Source organism: Streptomyces turgidiscabies Car8 (assembly GCF_000331005.1).
Lineage (GTDB): Bacteria > Actinomycetota > Actinomycetes > Streptomycetales > Streptomycetaceae > Streptomyces > Streptomyces turgidiscabies.
In genome coordinates this window covers 1-16,187 of record NZ_AEJB01000219.1, presented here as the reverse complement: position 1 = coordinate 16,187, position 16,187 = coordinate 1, and the positions used below count along the sequence as shown (strand labels likewise).

Here is a 16,187-nt window from a genome sequence, read left to right as displayed (position 1 = left end):
CCCCCGACCCTCCGCTCCTCAAACCCCGGAGAGGCTGAGCCCAGCCCCTCTCACTCGCCCACAGCCGCCGTCGTCTTCAAGGCCAGCCACAGCTCCATCCGCACATCCGGATCGTCCAGCGACCGCCCGAGAATCTCCTCCACCCGCCGCATCCGGTACCGCAACGTATGCCGGTGGACACCAAGATCCGCCGCGGCCGCGTCCCACTGCCCGTGCCGGGACAGCCACGCCCGCAGCGACGCGACCAGGTCACCCCGGCCCGTCGCGTCGTGCTCGTTCAGCGGACGCAGCAACCCGTCCGCGAACGCCCGCACCGCGTCGTCGGCCAGCAGCGGCACGACCGACCCGGCCGCCAGCTGCTCGTGCCCGACCAGCACCCTCCCCCGCCGCCGGGCCACCGACAACGCCTGCTCGGCCTGCTTGTACGCCGCCGCGGCGGCGATGGGCCCGGCCGGCCCGGACATCCCCACCACGAGCTCGTCCTCGTCACCGGAGGAACCGGAGGAAGCGGCCGACACGTCTCCACGCCCCCCTACCTCCGCACGCGCTACCGCCCGCGCCCCCTCCAACGCCGCGGCGAACTCCTCGCAGGCCCCCACCGCAGCGCCTCCGTCCACGGCGAGCACGACCAGCCGTTCGCCCTCCGGCACCACCAGCACCGCTTCGCCGGCACGCGCGGCGGCCGACTCCAGGCACTCTGCGAGCCCGCCCAGCGGATCGCCGATCGCGCTGGCAGCCACCAGCGCACCGGCCGTCGGCCTGCTCGCACCCCCGCTCCCGGCCTCCCGGACCACTCCCATCGGAGCGGTGGCCGACTCGGCGACGACGATCCGGAAGGGCGCGTCGAGCAGCTCGCCGTACAGGCCCCCGGCGACAGCTCGCGCGTGGTCGGGTTCGCCGGCCAGCAGCATGCGCAGCACCGCCGCCCCGATGCGCTGTTCGGCGGCCTGGAGGGAACGGGACCGCTCGGTGGTGAGGGTCAGCAGGGCGATGGCCGAGTGGAGGGCGTACCGCTCGGCCGTGCCCAGCGCGCCGGCCGTACCCACGGCCAGCGCGGCGCGCGGCCGGCGCCCGGTGCCGAGGGAGTGCAGCTCGACCCGGTCGCGCTCCCCCTCCTCGTCCCCGCCGCCGGTGCCGACCACGGCGCTGGCCGGCGCCGGCCGCTCCCGCAGCCGTTCCACGTCCGCCGTGAGCAGCGCCGCCCGCCGCCCGGCCCACTCGGGCGCGGTGGCGACGACTGCGCCCGAGGCGTCGTACAGCGCGGCCCAGCCGTCGACCTGCGAGGCGAGCGAGGCCAGCAGCCCCTCCGGACCGTCGCTCAGCGCCTGCCGGGTCAGTTCCCGCTGCGCGGCGAAGCCGGCGGTCACGGCCCGGTACTGGTCGGCCGCGATGGCCGCCGACACCGCCTTGCTGATGGCGAGGAAGGGCGTGCGGCGCGGGACTTCGAGGAGAGGGAGCCCCTCGTGCTCCGCCGCCTCGACGAGTGCCTTCGGGATGTCCGCGTAGTTGACGCCGACGGCGAAGCCGAGTCCGACGACCCCCGCCGCGGCCAGCCGCTTCACATAGCGCCGCATGGCCTCGGCGTCCTCGGCGTCCAGCTTGAGGGCGGTGATCAGCAGAAGCTCCCCGCCCTCCATATAGGGGACGGGGTCGGCCAGTTCGCTGGCATGCGCCCAGCGCACGGGCACGTCCAGGCGGTCCCCGCCCGCCCGCACGGTCAGCTTGAGCGTCGAGTGGTGGACGAGCGAGGCGAGCGTCGGGGGCATAAGGCCTTCAGATCTGTGTGAGCTCCGTGGACTTTTGGCCGCCGTGTATGAACAGCCTGTGTCGATTCTGCCTCACCGTACGTACCGTGTGCCCCATACGGACGACTGCTCGGCGACCGTCCCTGCTCAGCCCCGCAGATTCACCAGCAGCGGAGGCGCGTGCTCGCCCTCCACCGTCGTCAGGGACAGCACCGCGTGCCCGGGCGGCACCTCGTGCGCCAGTTCGGACGCCGACCACCGCTCCCGTTCGACCGTCCGTACGGTCACCGCGTCGGTGGTGACCGCCTTGCCGGTGACCAGTTTGCGCAGGGCGTGGATGGCGCGGGTCATCGGCTGGTCCGCGAAGACGGTGTGCTTTGCCACGTCCCGGGTCTCCACCCAGGCCGTGCCCCAGGCCTGGGCGAACCGGCTACCGTCCCAGGTCGTCACGCCGGAGAACGCCATCCGGCAGCCGACCGCGCCGTACAGCGGCCCGTGCAGCGCCTCGGGGACGTCACCGATCGTCCGCAGGGCGAGGACGACGCCCGCGTTCTGGGTGCGCATCCGCTGGATACGGCGTACCGACCCGGCGGTGACCGTCCCGGTGGCGTCGTCGAGGACCAGGCAGGCGAAGTGGGGGCGCCGTCCGTCACGTACGACCGTGCTGAACTGGGCGAGGACGAGCCGCGTGATCAGCCGGACGGCCTCCTCGTGGCCGTGCTCGGGCAGGTCGACGCGGACGCGCAGCGGGTACTGGGCGAGGGAACGCAACGAGAAGGGCCTCGCCGTGCCGCCCCCGCCGAAGAAGCCGTCGAAGACCGGCCGGTTCAGCAGCGCGAGCCGGTCGGCGAGGGTCCGGCCGACGTCCGTCGGGCTCGCCGACTGCCGGATGCGTACGTCGAGTTCGCGCCGCATGACGGCGTGCTCGTCCCCGGCGAGGGCGTCGCGCAGGGCGGACAGCGCGGCCGGGTCGCTCTCCAGCAGTTCCCGCAGCACCGGCAGGGGCGGGAAGTGTCCGTGGGCCGCCCGGTAGGGGCCGAGCACCTGGGCGAGGGCGGTGGCCGCGCTCTCGGTGCCGACGGTGTCGAGGTCGCCGACCAGCGCCTCGGCGAGGAAGGAGGCCGCCTCGTCGGGGTCGTCGGAGTCGGCGTACGGATCGAGGTCGTGGACGGAGGAACGGTCACCGATCCGTACGACGACGTCGAACGCCGTGTCCTCGGCGAGCGGGGTCCCGGGCGCGGAGACCGTGACGAACGCGCACTGCCCGGTGAGCGCCCGCAGGGCCAGCGCCTCGGTCACCGGTTCGACGAGATGCCGTGTCTTGCCCGCCCCCGACGGTCCGACCGCGAGCAGGGAGGTGCCCAGCACCTCGGCCCCGAGAGCCGCGCCGGCGCCGTGATAGACGAGCGGGGCCCGCTCGGCCGCCGCCCACCGTCCGATACGGACCTGCCCGGCGGCCAGGTCGTGCCGCGCGCCGCGCCGGGTCAGGTCGCGGGCTCCGGAGGGGTGGACCCAGGCCGCCGCGCCCTGGCGCAGCACGGTGTCCCGGAAGTCCGCGAGCAGCCCGCTCCGCCTGGCGAGCGTCCACGCGTGCTCGACGCGGGCGCAGTCCACGTCGTTCATCCGGCCGCCGGCCACCTCCGCGGTGAGCAGTTCGGCGGCCTCGTACTGACCGGCCTCCCGGAGGTCGGGCCACTGCTCGCGCGGCCGGTCGGCGGGCGCGGGTCCGGTGGGCCCGGCGGCGGCCTTGCGCGCGGCGAGGCGCTCCTTCGCGTAGGCCCACCAGCCACCGATCCGGGCGAACGGCCATACGACGAGCAGGGTGATGACGGTGTAGAGGCCGACCTTGAAGGCCGTCGACCCGAACACGTCGAAGCTGCCGGAGATCAACGCGACGAGGGCGACGACCGCGTCGACGAGCGGCAGGGCGTTCCAGCCGGCTCCCGGAAAGGCGTTCGGGAACACGAAACTGAGGGTGACGAGGGCGCCCAGCGCGGCCAGCAGGGCCCGGGCGGGCTGCGGCCTGCGTGCCACGAAGTGCCGGGCGATGTCGGGCCAGCTGCCGAGCCGGCCCATTCCGTACAGCAGCACGAGAAAGAAGAGGCCGTTGTAGACGAGGACGGCCGCGCTGCCCTCCCACCCCTTGGGCGATACGGTGCCGCCCCACCACCAGTCCTCCGGCGTGAACAGCTTCAGCAGCACCGACTGGTACGGCACCGCGCCCCGACGCCAGAGCGACCACAGGAACAGCCCGACGAGGAGCGGCACCAGCAGCCCGACGACGGTGACCGGGGAGAGACGTTCCGCCGTCTGCGCCCCCTTGGGCAGCCGGTATCCGTACCGCCAGATCCCCGGCTCGACCTCGGGCCGCGGCTCGTTGAGCCACTCGGCGACGGACGCCGGCGCGGGCACACCCTGCGGCGCCCCCTGCTCGACGGGCCGAGGGGCCCGCGCGGGCCGAGGCGGCACCGAGGGGCCGTCCGGCGGCCCCGCCGGACGCGGCACAGGATTCGCATGCGTACCCCGCGCGTCCTGGGTCCCGTCGCTGTCCATCGCCCTGCCCCCTGACCAGCCTGACCAGCTGTTCCGGTCACCATCACTCGACAGCGGCCAATCTAACGCTCCCACAAGGGGAGTTCACCGCTTACACGGCCGACCTCGCGGACCGGACCGTGCCGCACACCTGCCCGTGGAGGCCTGGGGAAGGGATACCCGTCTGTCCACCAAGGACAACGACACACCCCCACCACTCCCAAACGGTGCATGCCCGCCCCCACCCCCCAGGCCTAGCCTGCGAAGAGAGCCGCGGCGAGATACCCGCCTCAGCCGCACATCAGCCCCGTGCCCGTCACGCCCCCAGGAGCCCCTCATGACCTCCCTCCCCCAGGAGCGCCGCGTAGTCACCGCCATCCCCGGCCCGAAGTCGCAGGAGCTGCAGGCCCGGCGGCTGGCCGCCGTCGCTGCCGGTGTCGGCTCGGTGCTGCCCGTGTTCACGGCCCGGGCGAGCGGCGGGATCATCGAGGACGTCGACGGGAACCGGCTGATCGACTTCGGGTCCGGCATCGCCGTGACGTCGGTCGGCGCCAGCGCCGAGGCGGTCGTGCGCCGGGCCTCCGCCCAGCTCGCCGACTTCACGCACACCTGTTTCATGGTCACGCCGTACGAGGGCTACGTCGAGGTCGCCGAGGCGCTCGCCGAGCTGACGCCGGGCGACCACGCCAAGAAGAGCGCCCTCTTCAACAGCGGTGCCGAGGCCGTCGAGAACGCCGTGAAGATCGCGCGGGCGTACACCAAGCGGCAGGCGGTGGTCGTGTTCGACCACGGGTACCACGGGCGGACGAACCTCACCATGGCCCTCACCGCCAAGAACATGCCGTACAAGCACGGCTTCGGGCCGTTCGCGCCCGAGGTGTACCGCGTGCCCGTCGCCTACGGCTACCGCTGGCCCACCGGCCCGGAGAACGCCGGTCCCGAGGCCGCCGCGCAGGCCGTCGACCAGATCAGCAAGCAGGTCGGGGCGGAGAACGTCGCCGCGATCATCATCGAACCGCTGCTCGGCGAGGGCGGCTTCATCGAGCCCGCGAAGGGTTTCCTGCCGGCGATCCGGAAGTTCGCCGCCGACAACGGCATCGTCTTCGTCGCCGACGAGATCCAGTCCGGGTTCTGCCGGACCGGCCAGTGGTTCGCCTGCGAGGACGAGGGCATCGTGCCCGACCTGATCACCACCGCCAAGGGCATCGCGGGCGGGCTGCCGCTCGCCGCCGTCACCGGGCGCGCCGAGATCATGGACGCCGCGCACGCGGGCGGACTGGGCGGCACCTACGGCGGCAACCCGGTCGCCTGTGCGGGCGCGCTCGGCTCGATCGAGACGATGAAGGAGCTCGACCTCAACGCCAGGGCCAGGCACATCGAGACCGTCATGAAGGCCCGGCTGACCGCCATGGCCGAGAAGCACGAGGTCATCGGCGATATTCGCGGCCGGGGCGCCATGATCGCCGTCGAGCTGGTCAAGGACCGCGTCACCAAGGAGCCCCACCCGGAGGCGACCGCGGCTCTGGCCAAGGCCTGCCATCAGGAGGGTCTGGTGGTCCTCACCTGTGGCACCTACGGCAACGTCCTCCGCTTCCTGCCGCCGCTCGTGATCGGCGAGGACCTTCTCAATGAGGGCCTCGACATCATCGAGCAGGCGTTCACCAGCATCTGACGCGTCCCGGGGCTCCCGCCACCCGCGCGTCCCGCTCCTCCGTACCGGCCGACCGGCCCGGATTCCGCTTGTTTCCGGGCCGGCGCGGGGCACCGTCAGAGCGTGTGAAGAAGGTGTGCGAGGAGGATGGCGGGATGTCATTCTGTCTGTCCGAGACCCATCCCCTGACGTAGGTTCTATCCAGATGAGAGATACACCCCGCCCGCAGGAAACTGCGGGTGGCGCCTGGTCGGGGCCTCCCCAGCTTCGATCCGGTCGTGCCCTCGCGCACACAGCCGGAGCTTCTGGCTCCGGGTCTCCTCACCGATCGGACAGTCGCCCGCCCCAAACCCCCCGGGGCGTGCGACGACCCGATCTGATCGTCCGCCCTGGAGCTACCCCCCCTGTTCCAGGGCGGACGACCTCTCGGAGCCTCTTCTCTCTCCTGACCGTCGCGGTCCTCCTCTTCGCGCTGATCACCTGGCAGGTAGCCGTCCACGGCCCCCTCGCCCGCGCGGACGAACGCCTCAGTGACTCGCTGGTCCACCCGTCCCGCGCCTGGGCGCTCCTCGCCGACCTCGGCAGCGTCGTGGTCGCCGTTCCCGTGCTCGTCGTGGTCCTGGTGTACGTCGGTCTGCGCGCGCGCCGGGCGGGTACGGAGCGCTGGTGGCGGGAACCGGTGGGCGCGGGCGTGCTGATGGCGGCCGTGCCGGCGATCGTCGTACCCATGAAGGAGCTGGTCGCCCGTTCCGGGCCGCCGGTCATGGGCCCCGGCACCGGGTTCTACCCCTCCGGTCACACCGCGACCGCCGTCGTCGCCTACGGCTCCGCCACGCTGCTCCTGCTGCCGTGGCTGCGCCTCACGTCCACCCGTCGGCTGGTCCTGACCGGCTGCCTGGGCGTCAACGCCGCCGTCGGCGTCGGGCTGGTCGTGCGGGGTTACCACTGGCCGCTGGACGTGGTGGCGAGCTGGTGTCTGTGCGGCGCGCTGCTGATCCTGCTGCGGTTCTTCCTCCGAAGGCCCACACCCCAAGCCGCGCCCGCGCCCTCTCCCTCGTCCTGATCCCGTCGCATTACCCCGCTGTACCGATCTGTCGGCAGTGCGTCCCACGGGCCCACGGTTCGCGTCGACCGCACGGACGGCCGACGAGAGCGTGGTCACGCGGGAATCAGGCAGCCACGAGAGCCTCGGGCATCACCAGCACACCCCTTCTGCCCTCACCTGTCCTCGTCGGTCGCCAGAGTCGCCGCCGCCTCGTGTATGGCCAGTTCGAGGAGTGCCGGGTCGGTGAGGGTGCCCGAGCCGTCCGGTGGGATCAGCCAGCGGACACCTCCGGTCACGCGGCCCGGGTACGGGACGACGATCCACGTACCGCGTCCCGCCGTACGCACCCCCGTGCCCAGCCATCGGGCGGCGGTGCCCGGCGGCACGAAGAACCCCATCCGGGAGTCGCCGAAGTCGACGAGCACCGGGCCGGGTTGGTCGATGACACGGGTGAGGACGTCGAGGGTGGGGTAGCCGAGTTCACCCCGCAGGATCAGTACGTCCCAGGCCTTGCCCGCGGGCAGCAGCGCGATCCCCAGGGGATTGCGCTCCCATTCCCAGCGGCAGGCCTCGGGATCCGGAGCAACGGACGCCAGCCACTCGACCGCCGTTTTCGCCCCAGCCATGGGGACCTCCCTTTCTCTGTGAACGCTGGTCGCGTCACGGGAGAGAGGGAGGTTTCCCCGGAGCATTACGCGGGTTCCGCCATGTCGTGGGAGTGAATCAGATCACTGCCGACGAGCTGGGCGTACGCCTGCGGATCTCTGACCGACCGCACGCGCCCTCAGCTGTCGAACCCCAGGCCCAACCGGTCCATCGTCTTCAGCCACAGATTGCGCCGGCCGCCGCGGGTGTCGGCCCGTGCCAGCGACCACTTGGTGAGCGCGATGCCCGTCCAGGCGAACGGCTCGGGCGGGAACGGCAACGGCTTCCTGCGGACCATCTCCAGCGACGTCCGCTCGGTGCGCTCTCCCGCCAGCAGGTCCAGCATCACGTCCGCGCCGAAGCGGGTGGCGCCGACGCCGAGGCCGGTGAAGCCCGCCGCGTACGCCACCCGGCCGGCGTGCGCGGTGCCGAAGAACGCCGAGAAGCGCGAGCAGGTGTCGATCGCGCCGCCCCAGGCGTGGGTGAAGCGGACGCCCTCCAGCTGCGGGAAGCAGGTGAAGAAGTGGTCGGCCAGCTTGGCGTAGGTCTCCGGGCGGTCGTCGTACTCGGCCCGGACCCGGCCGCCGTACGGATAGATCGCGTCGTAACCGCCCCACAGGATGCGGTTGTCGGCGCTCAGCCGGAAGTAGTGGAACTGGTTGGCGCTGTCCCCGAGGCCTTGCCTGTTCCGCCAGCCGACGTCGGCGAGCTGCGCCTCGCTCAGGGGTTCGGTCATCAGCGCGTAGTCGTAGACGGGGACCGTGTACGCGCGCACCCGCTTGACCAGGCTCGGGAAGATGTTCGTGCCGAGCGCGACCCGGCGGGCGCGGATCGACCCGTACGGCGTGCGTACGGCCATGCCTGCGCCGTACGGCCGCAGGGTGAGGGCGGGGGTGTGCTCGTAGACGCGGACGCCGAGGCGCAGGCAGGCCCGCTTGAGGCCCCAGGCCAGTTTCGCCGGGTTGAGCAGCGCGACGCCGGTGCGGTCGTGCAGGCCGGCCAGGAAGGTGGGGGACGCGACCTGCTCCCGGACCGCTTCCGCGTCCAGGAACTCGGTGCCGGTCGCGAGCCCCTTGTCCGTCAACTCCTGGTGCCAGGCGCGGAGTTCGTCGGCCTGGTGGGGTTCGGTGGCGACGTCGATCTCGCCGGTGCGTTCGAAGTCGCAGTCGAGGGAGTGGCGGGCGACCGACTTCTCGATCTCGTCCAGGTTCCGCGCGCCGAGTTCTTCGAGCTGGTGGATCTCGTCCGGCCAGCGCGCCAGGCCGTTCGCGAGGCCGTGGGTGAGGGACGCGGCGCAGAAGCCCCGTTGCGGCCCGAGGCGGCCCAGCCCACCTCGCGGCCCTCGACGAGCACGACGTCCCGCTGCGGGTCGCGCTCCTTGGCGATCAGGGCGGTCCACAGTCCGCTGTACCCGCCGCCCACCACCAGCAGGTCGCAGCTCTCGGCGCCGGTGAGGGCGGGCTCGGGGCGGGGCCTGCCGGGGTCGTCCAGCCAGTAGGCGACCGGCTGGGCGTCGGAAAGGGACCTGGTCCACATGCTCATGGCGCTTGGGGCCATGATTTCAACTCCCCACAGAGTTTTTCGGGTTACGCCTTTTGCCTGTTGCGGCGATTACTGATGACCATTCCGGTCAGCACGAACAGTACGGCGATCAGGAACATGGCCGTACCGATGACATTGATCTGAACGGGCGTTCCGCGCTGCGCCGAGCCCCAGACGAACATGGGGAAGGTGACGGTGGAGCCCGCGTTGAAATTGGTGATGATGAAATCGTCGAAGGAGAGCGCGAAGGCGAGCAGCGCGCCCGCCGCGATCCCGGGGGCCACGATGGGCAGGGTGACGCGTACGAAGGTCTGCACCGGCCCCGCGTAGAGGTCCCGGGCGGCTTCCTCAAGGCGTGGGTCCATCGACATCACGCGTGCCTTCACGGCGACGACGACGAAGCTGAGGCAGAACATGATGTGGGCGATCAGGATCGTCCAAAAGCCCAGCTGGGCGCCCAGGTTGAGGAACAGGGTGAGCAGTGAGGCCGCCATGACGACCTCGGGCATCGCCATCGGGAGGAAGATGAGCGAGTTGACGGCGCCCCGCGCGCGGAAGCGGTACCGCACCAGCGCGAAGGCGATCATCGTGCCGAGGACGGTCGCCCCGATGGTCGCCCAGAAGGCGATCCGCAGGCTGAGCGAGAGCGAGCCGCACATTCCGGCGACGCCGCAGGGATCACGCCAGGCGTCCGTCGAGAACTGCTGCCACTCGTAATTGAAGCGGCCCTTCGGTCTGTTGAAGGAGAACACCGTGACGACGATGTTCGGCAGCAGCAGATAGCCGAGCGTGACGAGTCCCGCGATGACGACGAAATGGCTCTTGAGCCAGCGCCCGATCGAATTCACGAAGGCCATTTAGACCAGGTCCTCCGTTCCGGACTTGCGGATGTAGAGGGTGACCATGACGAGGATCGCGGCCATGAGAAGGAAGGAGAGGGCGGCGGCCGTCGGATAGTCGAGGATGCGCAGGAACTGCGTCTGGATGACGTTGCCGATCATGCGGGTGTCCGTGGAGCCGAGCAGGTCGGCGTTGACGTAGTCGCCGCTCGCCGGGATGAAGGTGAGCAGCGTGCCGGAGACCACGCCCGGCATCGACAGCGGGAAGGTGACCTTGCGGAAGGTCGTGAAGGGCCTGGCGTAGAGGTCGCCGGCCGCTTCGTGCAGCCGTCCGTCGATGCGTTCGAGCGAGGTGTAGAGCGGCAGGATCATGAACGGCAGGAAGTTGTACGTCAGACCGCACACCACCGCGAGCGGCGTGGCCAGCACCCGGTCGCCGGCCGTGACGCCGAGCCAGCTGGTGACGTCCAGGACGTGCAGCGAGTTGAGGGCGCCGACGACCGGGCCGCCGTCCGCGAGGATCGTCTTCCAGGCGAGCGTCCGGATCAGGAAGCTGGTGAAGAACGGCGCGATGACCAGGATCATGATCAGGTTGCGCCAGCGTCCCGCGCGGAACGCGATCAGGTACGCGAGCGGATAGCCCAGCACCAGACAGAGGACGGTCGCGGCACCGGCGTACAGCACCGAGCGCAGGAACTGCGGCCAGTAGTCGGCCAGCGCGTCCCAGTAGGTCGCGAAGTGCCAGGTGACCTTGTAGCCCTCTTCCAGGGAGCCCGTCTGCACGGACGTGGAGACCTGGTAGACCATCGGCAGCGCGAAGAACACGAACAGCCACAGCAGACCGGGCAGAAGCAGCCAGTACGGCGTCCAGCGGCCTCTTCGGCGCGGGGGCTTCTTCGCCGGTGCGGGCGCCAATGGTGGCGCGGCCGGGGTCGCGGTGGCCATCAGACGGCCGCCTCGTCGTCGACCGTCCCGACGCCTGCGTCTATGTCCTGGTCGGCGTCCAGACCGAACGTGTGCGCGGGGTTCCAGTGCAGGACGACCTCCGCGCCGGGGGCCAGCCGGGCGTCGCGGTCGATGTTCTGGACGTACACCTCGAAGTCGGGGCAGACGGGGCTGTCGACGACGTACTGCGTGGAGACGCCGATGAAACTGGTGTCGGCGATCGTGCCGGTGATGCGGTTGCGGCCGGCCGGGATGTCGCCGGCGTCGTCCGCGTGCGTGAGGGAGATCTTCTCCGGGCGGACCCCCACCAGCACCTTGCCGCCGGCCCTGGTCGGCGCGGAGCAGCGGGCCTCGGGGAGCAGAAGCTTGCCGCCGCCCGCCTTGACGACGATCTCGTCGCCGCTCTTGCTGTCCACCTCGGCCTCGATGAGGTTGGAGGTGCCGAGGAAGTTCGCGACGAACGTGGTGTGCGGGTTCTCGTACAGATCGGCGGGCGAGCCGAGCTGCTCGACCCTGCCCCCGTTCATCACGGCGACCGTGTCGGCCATCGTCATGGCCTCCTCCTGGTCGTGAGTGACATGGACGAACGTGATGCCGACCTCGGTCTGGATGCGCTTCAGCTCCAGCTGCATCTGGCGGCGCAGCTTGAGGTCGAGGGCGCCGAGCGGTTCGTCGAGGAGCAGCACCTTGGGGGTGTTGATCAGCGCGCGGGCCACGGCGACGCGCTGCTGCTGGCCGCCGGAGAGCTGGTGCGGCTTCTTGCGCGCCTGCTCACCGAGCTGGACGAGCTCCAGCATGTCGTCGACCTGCTTCTTCACCGACTTGATGCCTCGCCGGCGCAGACCGAAGGCGACGTTCTCGAAGATGTCGAGGTGCGGGAAGAGGGCGTACGACTGGAAGACGGTGTTCACCGGCCGCTTGTAGGGCGGCAGGTTCGTGACCTCCTGCTCGCCGAGGAAGACGGTCCCGGAGGAAGGTTCCTCCAGGCCCGCGATCATCCGCAGGGTCGTGGTCTTCCCGCAGCCGGACGCGCCGAGCAGGGCGAAGAAGGAGCCCTGCGGGACGGTGAGGTCGAGGGGGTGTACGGCGGTGAAGGAGCCGTATCTCTTGCTGATCCCGGAGAGACGGACGTCGCCGCCGTGGTCTGTGCTGGTGCTGGTCATGGTGTGGTCCTTGGGGAGTCGGAGGGGTGTCGCACCGCTGGGGGCAGGCGTGGCCGGGCCTGTCCGGCGGATCAGGTCGCAGGGAGTCGACGGCGCCTTATCAGCGCAGGTGAGCGGGGTGTGGTGCGTCTGGCTGCAAGGCGGAGGAGGGCGTCGAAGCGGAGCTTCGGCAACCGACGACAACGCCGCAGACGGGCGTGCCACACCCCGCGTCTGCGGCATGATCCGCCGGACAGGCCCTAGGCCCCTGTCAACTTCGCGAACTTCTCCTCGTACGCCGTCTCTTCCTTCTGGCTCAGCGACCGGAAGGCGTGGGACTTCGCGGCCATCGCCGCGTCGGGAATGATCAGCGGGTTGTCCGCCGCGTCCTTGTCGAGCTTCGCGAGGTACGGCTTCACCCCGTCGACGGGGCACACGTAGTTGATGTAGGCGGCCAGTTCGGCGGCCGGCTCGGGCTCGTAGTAGTAGTCCATGAGCCGCTCGGCGTTCGTCTTGTGGCGCGCCTTGTTGGGGATCAGCATGTTGTCGCTGGAGGTGATGTAGCCGCTGTCCGGGATGATGAAGTCGATGTCCGGGCTGTCCGCCTTGAGCTGGACCACGTCGCCCGCCCAGGCGATACAGGCCGCGAAGTCGCCCGAGGTCAGGTCGGCCGTGTAGTCGTTGCCGGAGAAGCGGCGGATCTGGCCCTTGTCCACGGCCTTCTGGAGCCGGGCGATGGCCGCGTCGTAGTCGTCGTCGGTGAACTTCGCCGGGTCCTTGCCCATGTCGAGCAGGGTCATGCCGATGCTGTCACGCATCTCTGAGAGGAAACCGACGCGCCCCTTCAGCTTGGGGTTGTCGAGCATGTCGGAGACCGACTTCACCTCGACGCCGTCCAGCGCCTTCTTGTTGTAGGCGATGACGGTCGAGATGCCCTGCCAGGGATAGGAGTAGGCGCGGCCCGGGTCCCAGTCGGGGCTGCGGAACTGCTGCGACAGGTTCGCGTACGCGTGCGGAAGGTTCGACGCGTCCAGTTTCTGGACCCAGCCGAGCCGGATCAGCCGGCCGGCCAGCCAGTCGGTGAGGACGATGATGTCCCGGCCGGTGTCCTGGCCCGCGGCGAGCTGCGGCTTGATCTTGCCGAAGAACTCGACGTTGTCGTTGATGTCCTCGGTGTACTTGACCTTGATGCCGGTCCGCTCGGTGAACGCGTCGAGCGTGGGGTGGTGCTTCTCGCTCTCGTCGACGTCCATGTACTCGGTCCAGTTGGAGAAGTTGACGGTCTTCTCCTTGGCCGAGTGGTCGTCCGCGGAGACGCCTCCCGCGGTCTTGCCGGCCGCGGGGATGCCGCAGCCGGTCAGCGCACCGAGGCCGCCGGCCACCAGGGCGCCGCCCGCGGAGGCGCGCAGCAGGGACCGGCGGGTGAGGGCGGCCCTGCCGTTGCGGAAGCTGCGCCGCATGGCGGCCACCTGGGCCGGGGAAAGGCGGTCGGGCTCGTACTGCTCCATGCGCGTGATGCCCTTTCGGGAGGGTGTGCGGCCGCTGGTCGGTCGGCCTGTGTCCGGTCAGCGGTCCCCGAAGATCGTGCGGTGCCAGTCCTTCCGGGCAACCGCGGTGTTGTCGAACATGACGTGCTTGATCTGTGTGTACTCCTCGAACGAGTACGCGGACATGTCCTTGCCGAAGCCGGACGCCTTGTACCCGCCGTGGGGCATCTCGCTGATGATCGGGATGTGGTCGTTGACCCACACGCAGCCCGCCTTGATCTCGCGGGTGGCGCGGTTCGCCCGGTAGACGTCCCGGCTCCAGGCGGAGGCGGCGAGACCGTAGGGCGTGTCGTTGGCGAGCGCGATGCCCTCGTCGTCGCTGTCGAAGGGGAGGACGACGAGCACGGGCCCGAAGATCTCGGACTGGACGATCTCACTGTCCTGGGCGGCGTCGGCGACCAGGGTGGGCCGGTAGTAGGCGCCGCTCTTCAGCTCCCCCTGGGGAGCCTCGCCGCCGGTCACCACGCGCGCGTAGGAACGCGCCCGCTCGACGAAACCGGCGACCCGGTCGCGCTGCGCGTGCGAGATGAGCGGCCCGAGATCGGTGCCCGGGGCGAACGGGTCTCCGAGCCGGACGGTGTCCATGAGGGCGGCCGTCCTCGCGACGAACTCCTCGTACAGCGGGCGTTGCACGTACGCGCGCGTGGCGGCCGTGCAGTCCTGCCCGGTGTTGATGAGGGCGCCGGCGACAGCCCCGTTCACGGCGGCGTCGAGGTCGGCGTCGTCGAAGACGACGAAGGGGGCCTTGCCGCCCAGTTCCAGGTGGAGCCGCTTGACGGTGGCGGTGGCTACCTCGGCGACCCGCTTGCCGACGGCGGTGGACCCGGTGAAGGACGTCATGACGACGTCGGGATGCCCGACGAGATGCTCACCGGCCTCCTTGCCGGTCCCGGTGACGATGTTGACGACACCGTCCGGGATCCCGGCCGCGGTGGCCGCCTCGGCGAAGAGGAGCGAGGTCAGCGGGGTCAGCTCGGCGGGCTTGAGCACGATCGTGTTGCCGGCCGCGATCGCCGGGAGGATCTTCCAGGCCGCCATCTGGAGGGGGTAGTTCCAGGGCGCGACGGACCCGACGACTCCGATGGGTTCCCGGCGGACGTACGAGGTGTGGTCACCGGAGTACTCCCCGGCCGACTGCCCCTGGAGGTGGCGGGCGGCGCCGGCGAAGAACGCGGTGTTGTCGATCGTCCCCGGGACGTCGAACTCGCGGGTCAGCTTGAGCGGCTTGCCGCACTGGAGGGACTCGGCGCGCGCGAACTCCTCGGCACGCTCGGCGAGGACGGCGGCGAACCGGTGGAGCGCGTCGGAACGCTCACCCGGGGTGGCCCCGGCCCAGCCCGGGAAGGCCGCGCGGGCGGCGGCGACAGCGGCGTCCACGTCGTCGGGACCGGCCAGCTCGTACGTGTAGACCGCGTCGCCCGTGGCGGGGTCGACGACCCTGTGCGTACGGCCGGAGGTGCCGCGGGTCAGACGGCCCGCGATGTACTGCGCGCCGGCCGCGAGCCGCTCCTGTGCCGGGAAGCGATGGCCCGGATTGTGCATGTCGCTCTCCTCCGTGACCCGCCCCGGACTGCGGGGGTCAACGTAGCTCCAGGTCGATTTGAGTGCCGATCCTGACAGAGTAAGTGGACTCCAACAAGGGATTCCGTTGTTGCCATTTGGTTACGCGACGAAATCTGTCGACCAGGTGTCGAGTGGGACGGGAAATAGAAGGACGCGATGTCAGTGGTGAATGCCAGACTCGCGTGCATGGGGAAACTCGCAGCGAGCACCGCCGATACGGGGCAGCCGGGGCAGATCGATTCATTGGAGGCTCTGACCAGGGAAGTCCGTGCGGGGGCCCGGGTCAAGTACCTGCACTTCTGGGGGCACCGACCCCGCCCGGACGGCCGTGTGGGACCGAGCTGTCTCAGCCAGTGGTGGCCGTCGGCGTTCTCGGTGGACGGGGTGGAGTACGCGACGGCCGAGCACTGGATGATGGCCGCCAAGGCCCGCCTCTTCGAGGACACGGAGGCGGAGCACCGGGCGGTCACGGCGTCGAACCCGGCACTGGCGAAGAAGGCCGGCCGGCTCGTGCGCGGCTTCGACGAGGCCGTGTGGGAGCGCGAGCGGTTCGGGATCGTGGTCGAGGGCAGCGTCCACAAGTTCGCCGCACACAGTGACCTGCGGGAGTTTCTGCTGGGCACGGGCAGGAGAGTGCTGGTGGAGGCGAGCCCGGTGGACCGCGTATGGGGCATCGGCCTGGCCGCGGACGACGAGGCGGCGATGGACCCCGCTCGGTGGCGGGGGCCGAACCTGCTGGGGTTCGCCCTGATGGCGGCGCGGGAGCGCTTGCGGGCGGGTTAGGCAGGCGCCCTGAAGACGCGTTTCGCCCTCAGTCGAAACGGTTCCGGTAGGCCGGGCCGGGCTGGAAGCGGGAGTCGGTCTCACTGGCGCGGTGGAGGGGGACGGCACCGCGGGCGATGGCCTCGGCGACCTGGTCGTGCAATTCCTTCGCCTTGGCCGCGTTGATCACGGGGCCGAAGTCCAGTGCCGGGTAAGGGTCGTCGGCCTT

At 70.7% G+C, this 16,187-nt stretch carries 12 protein-coding genes and 1 pseudogene; 3 read left to right on the top strand and 10 right to left on the bottom strand.

Going from position 1 to position 16,187, the window contains the following annotated elements:
- Positions 1-50: 50 nt before the first annotated feature.
- Positions 51-1,766 carry a PucR family transcriptional regulator gene (locus STRTUCAR8_RS14550; protein WP_006376501.1) on the bottom strand — a complete coding sequence of 572 codons (1,716 nt, stop codon included), beginning with the start codon at positions 1,764-1,766 and terminating at the stop codon, positions 51-53.
- A gap of 126 nt (positions 1,767-1,892) precedes the next feature.
- Positions 1,893-4,298, bottom strand: a complete 2,406-nt coding sequence (locus STRTUCAR8_RS14545) for a type IV secretory system conjugative DNA transfer family protein (protein ID WP_044472208.1) — start codon at positions 4,296-4,298, stop codon at positions 1,893-1,895.
- 316 nt (positions 4,299-4,614) lie between these two features.
- Here STRTUCAR8_RS14545 and gabT point away from each other — a divergent pair, with 316 nt between their 5' ends.
- Together gabT and STRTUCAR8_RS14535 are read left to right on the top strand one after the other, a co-directional pair.
- Entirely contained in the window at positions 4,615-5,949 is a 1,335-nt protein-coding gene (gene gabT, locus STRTUCAR8_RS14540) for a 4-aminobutyrate--2-oxoglutarate transaminase (RefSeq protein ID WP_006376498.1), read from the top strand.
- Between the two features lie 340 nt (positions 5,950-6,289).
- The gene (locus STRTUCAR8_RS14535; RefSeq protein WP_006376499.1) at positions 6,290-6,991 is read left to right on the top strand and encodes a phosphatase PAP2 family protein; all 702 of its coding nucleotides are present in this window, start codon (positions 6,290-6,292) and stop codon (positions 6,989-6,991) included.
- 155 nt (positions 6,992-7,146) lie between these two features.
- On the opposite strand, the gene STRTUCAR8_RS14530 is transcribed toward STRTUCAR8_RS14535, so the two are convergent.
- From STRTUCAR8_RS14530 to STRTUCAR8_RS14500, 7 genes and pseudogenes are all read right to left on the bottom strand, one after another.
- Positions 7,147-7,599: a hypothetical protein gene (locus STRTUCAR8_RS14530; protein WP_006376508.1), complete on the bottom strand. Its 453-nt coding sequence runs from the start codon at positions 7,597-7,599 to the stop codon at positions 7,147-7,149.
- Between the two features lie 158 nt (positions 7,600-7,757).
- A pseudogene (locus tag STRTUCAR8_RS14525) lies at positions 7,758-9,175 on the bottom strand (NAD(P)/FAD-dependent oxidoreductase).
- A gap of 29 nt (positions 9,176-9,204) precedes the next feature.
- Positions 9,205-10,017: an ABC transporter permease gene (locus STRTUCAR8_RS14520; RefSeq protein WP_006376497.1), complete on the bottom strand. Its 813-nt coding sequence runs from the start codon at positions 10,015-10,017 to the stop codon at positions 9,205-9,207.
- Positions 10,018-10,944, bottom strand: a complete 927-nt coding sequence (locus STRTUCAR8_RS14515; RefSeq protein ID WP_006376505.1) for an ABC transporter permease — start codon at positions 10,942-10,944, stop codon at positions 10,018-10,020.
- On the bottom strand, positions 10,944-12,107 hold the full coding sequence (locus STRTUCAR8_RS14510) for an ABC transporter ATP-binding protein (RefSeq protein ID WP_006376500.1): 1,164 nt from the start codon (positions 12,105-12,107) through the stop codon (positions 10,944-10,946). The genes STRTUCAR8_RS14515 and STRTUCAR8_RS14510 overlap by 1 nt, the downstream gene beginning before the upstream one ends.
- 239 nt (positions 12,108-12,346) lie before the next feature.
- On the bottom strand, positions 12,347-13,594 hold the full coding sequence (locus tag STRTUCAR8_RS14505; protein WP_006376502.1) for an ABC transporter substrate-binding protein: 1,248 nt from the start codon (positions 13,592-13,594) through the stop codon (positions 12,347-12,349).
- A 57-nt stretch (positions 13,595-13,651) separates the two neighbouring features.
- Positions 13,652-15,175 carry a gamma-aminobutyraldehyde dehydrogenase gene (locus STRTUCAR8_RS14500; protein ID WP_006376506.1) on the bottom strand — a complete coding sequence of 508 codons (1,524 nt, stop codon included), beginning with the start codon at positions 15,173-15,175 and terminating at the stop codon, positions 13,652-13,654.
- A 177-nt stretch (positions 15,176-15,352) separates the two neighbouring features.
- Between STRTUCAR8_RS14500 and STRTUCAR8_RS14495 the strand changes: the two genes are divergently transcribed.
- Positions 15,353-15,979, top strand: coding sequence for an NADAR family protein (locus STRTUCAR8_RS14495; protein WP_078507196.1), 627 nt, complete (start codon positions 15,353-15,355; stop codon positions 15,977-15,979).
- A gap of 28 nt (positions 15,980-16,007) precedes the next feature.
- On the opposite strand, the gene STRTUCAR8_RS14490 is transcribed toward STRTUCAR8_RS14495, so the two are convergent.
- Positions 16,008-16,187 (bottom strand): hypothetical protein (locus STRTUCAR8_RS14490; RefSeq protein ID WP_006376503.1); only part of this gene is annotated, 180 nt, incomplete at its 5' end.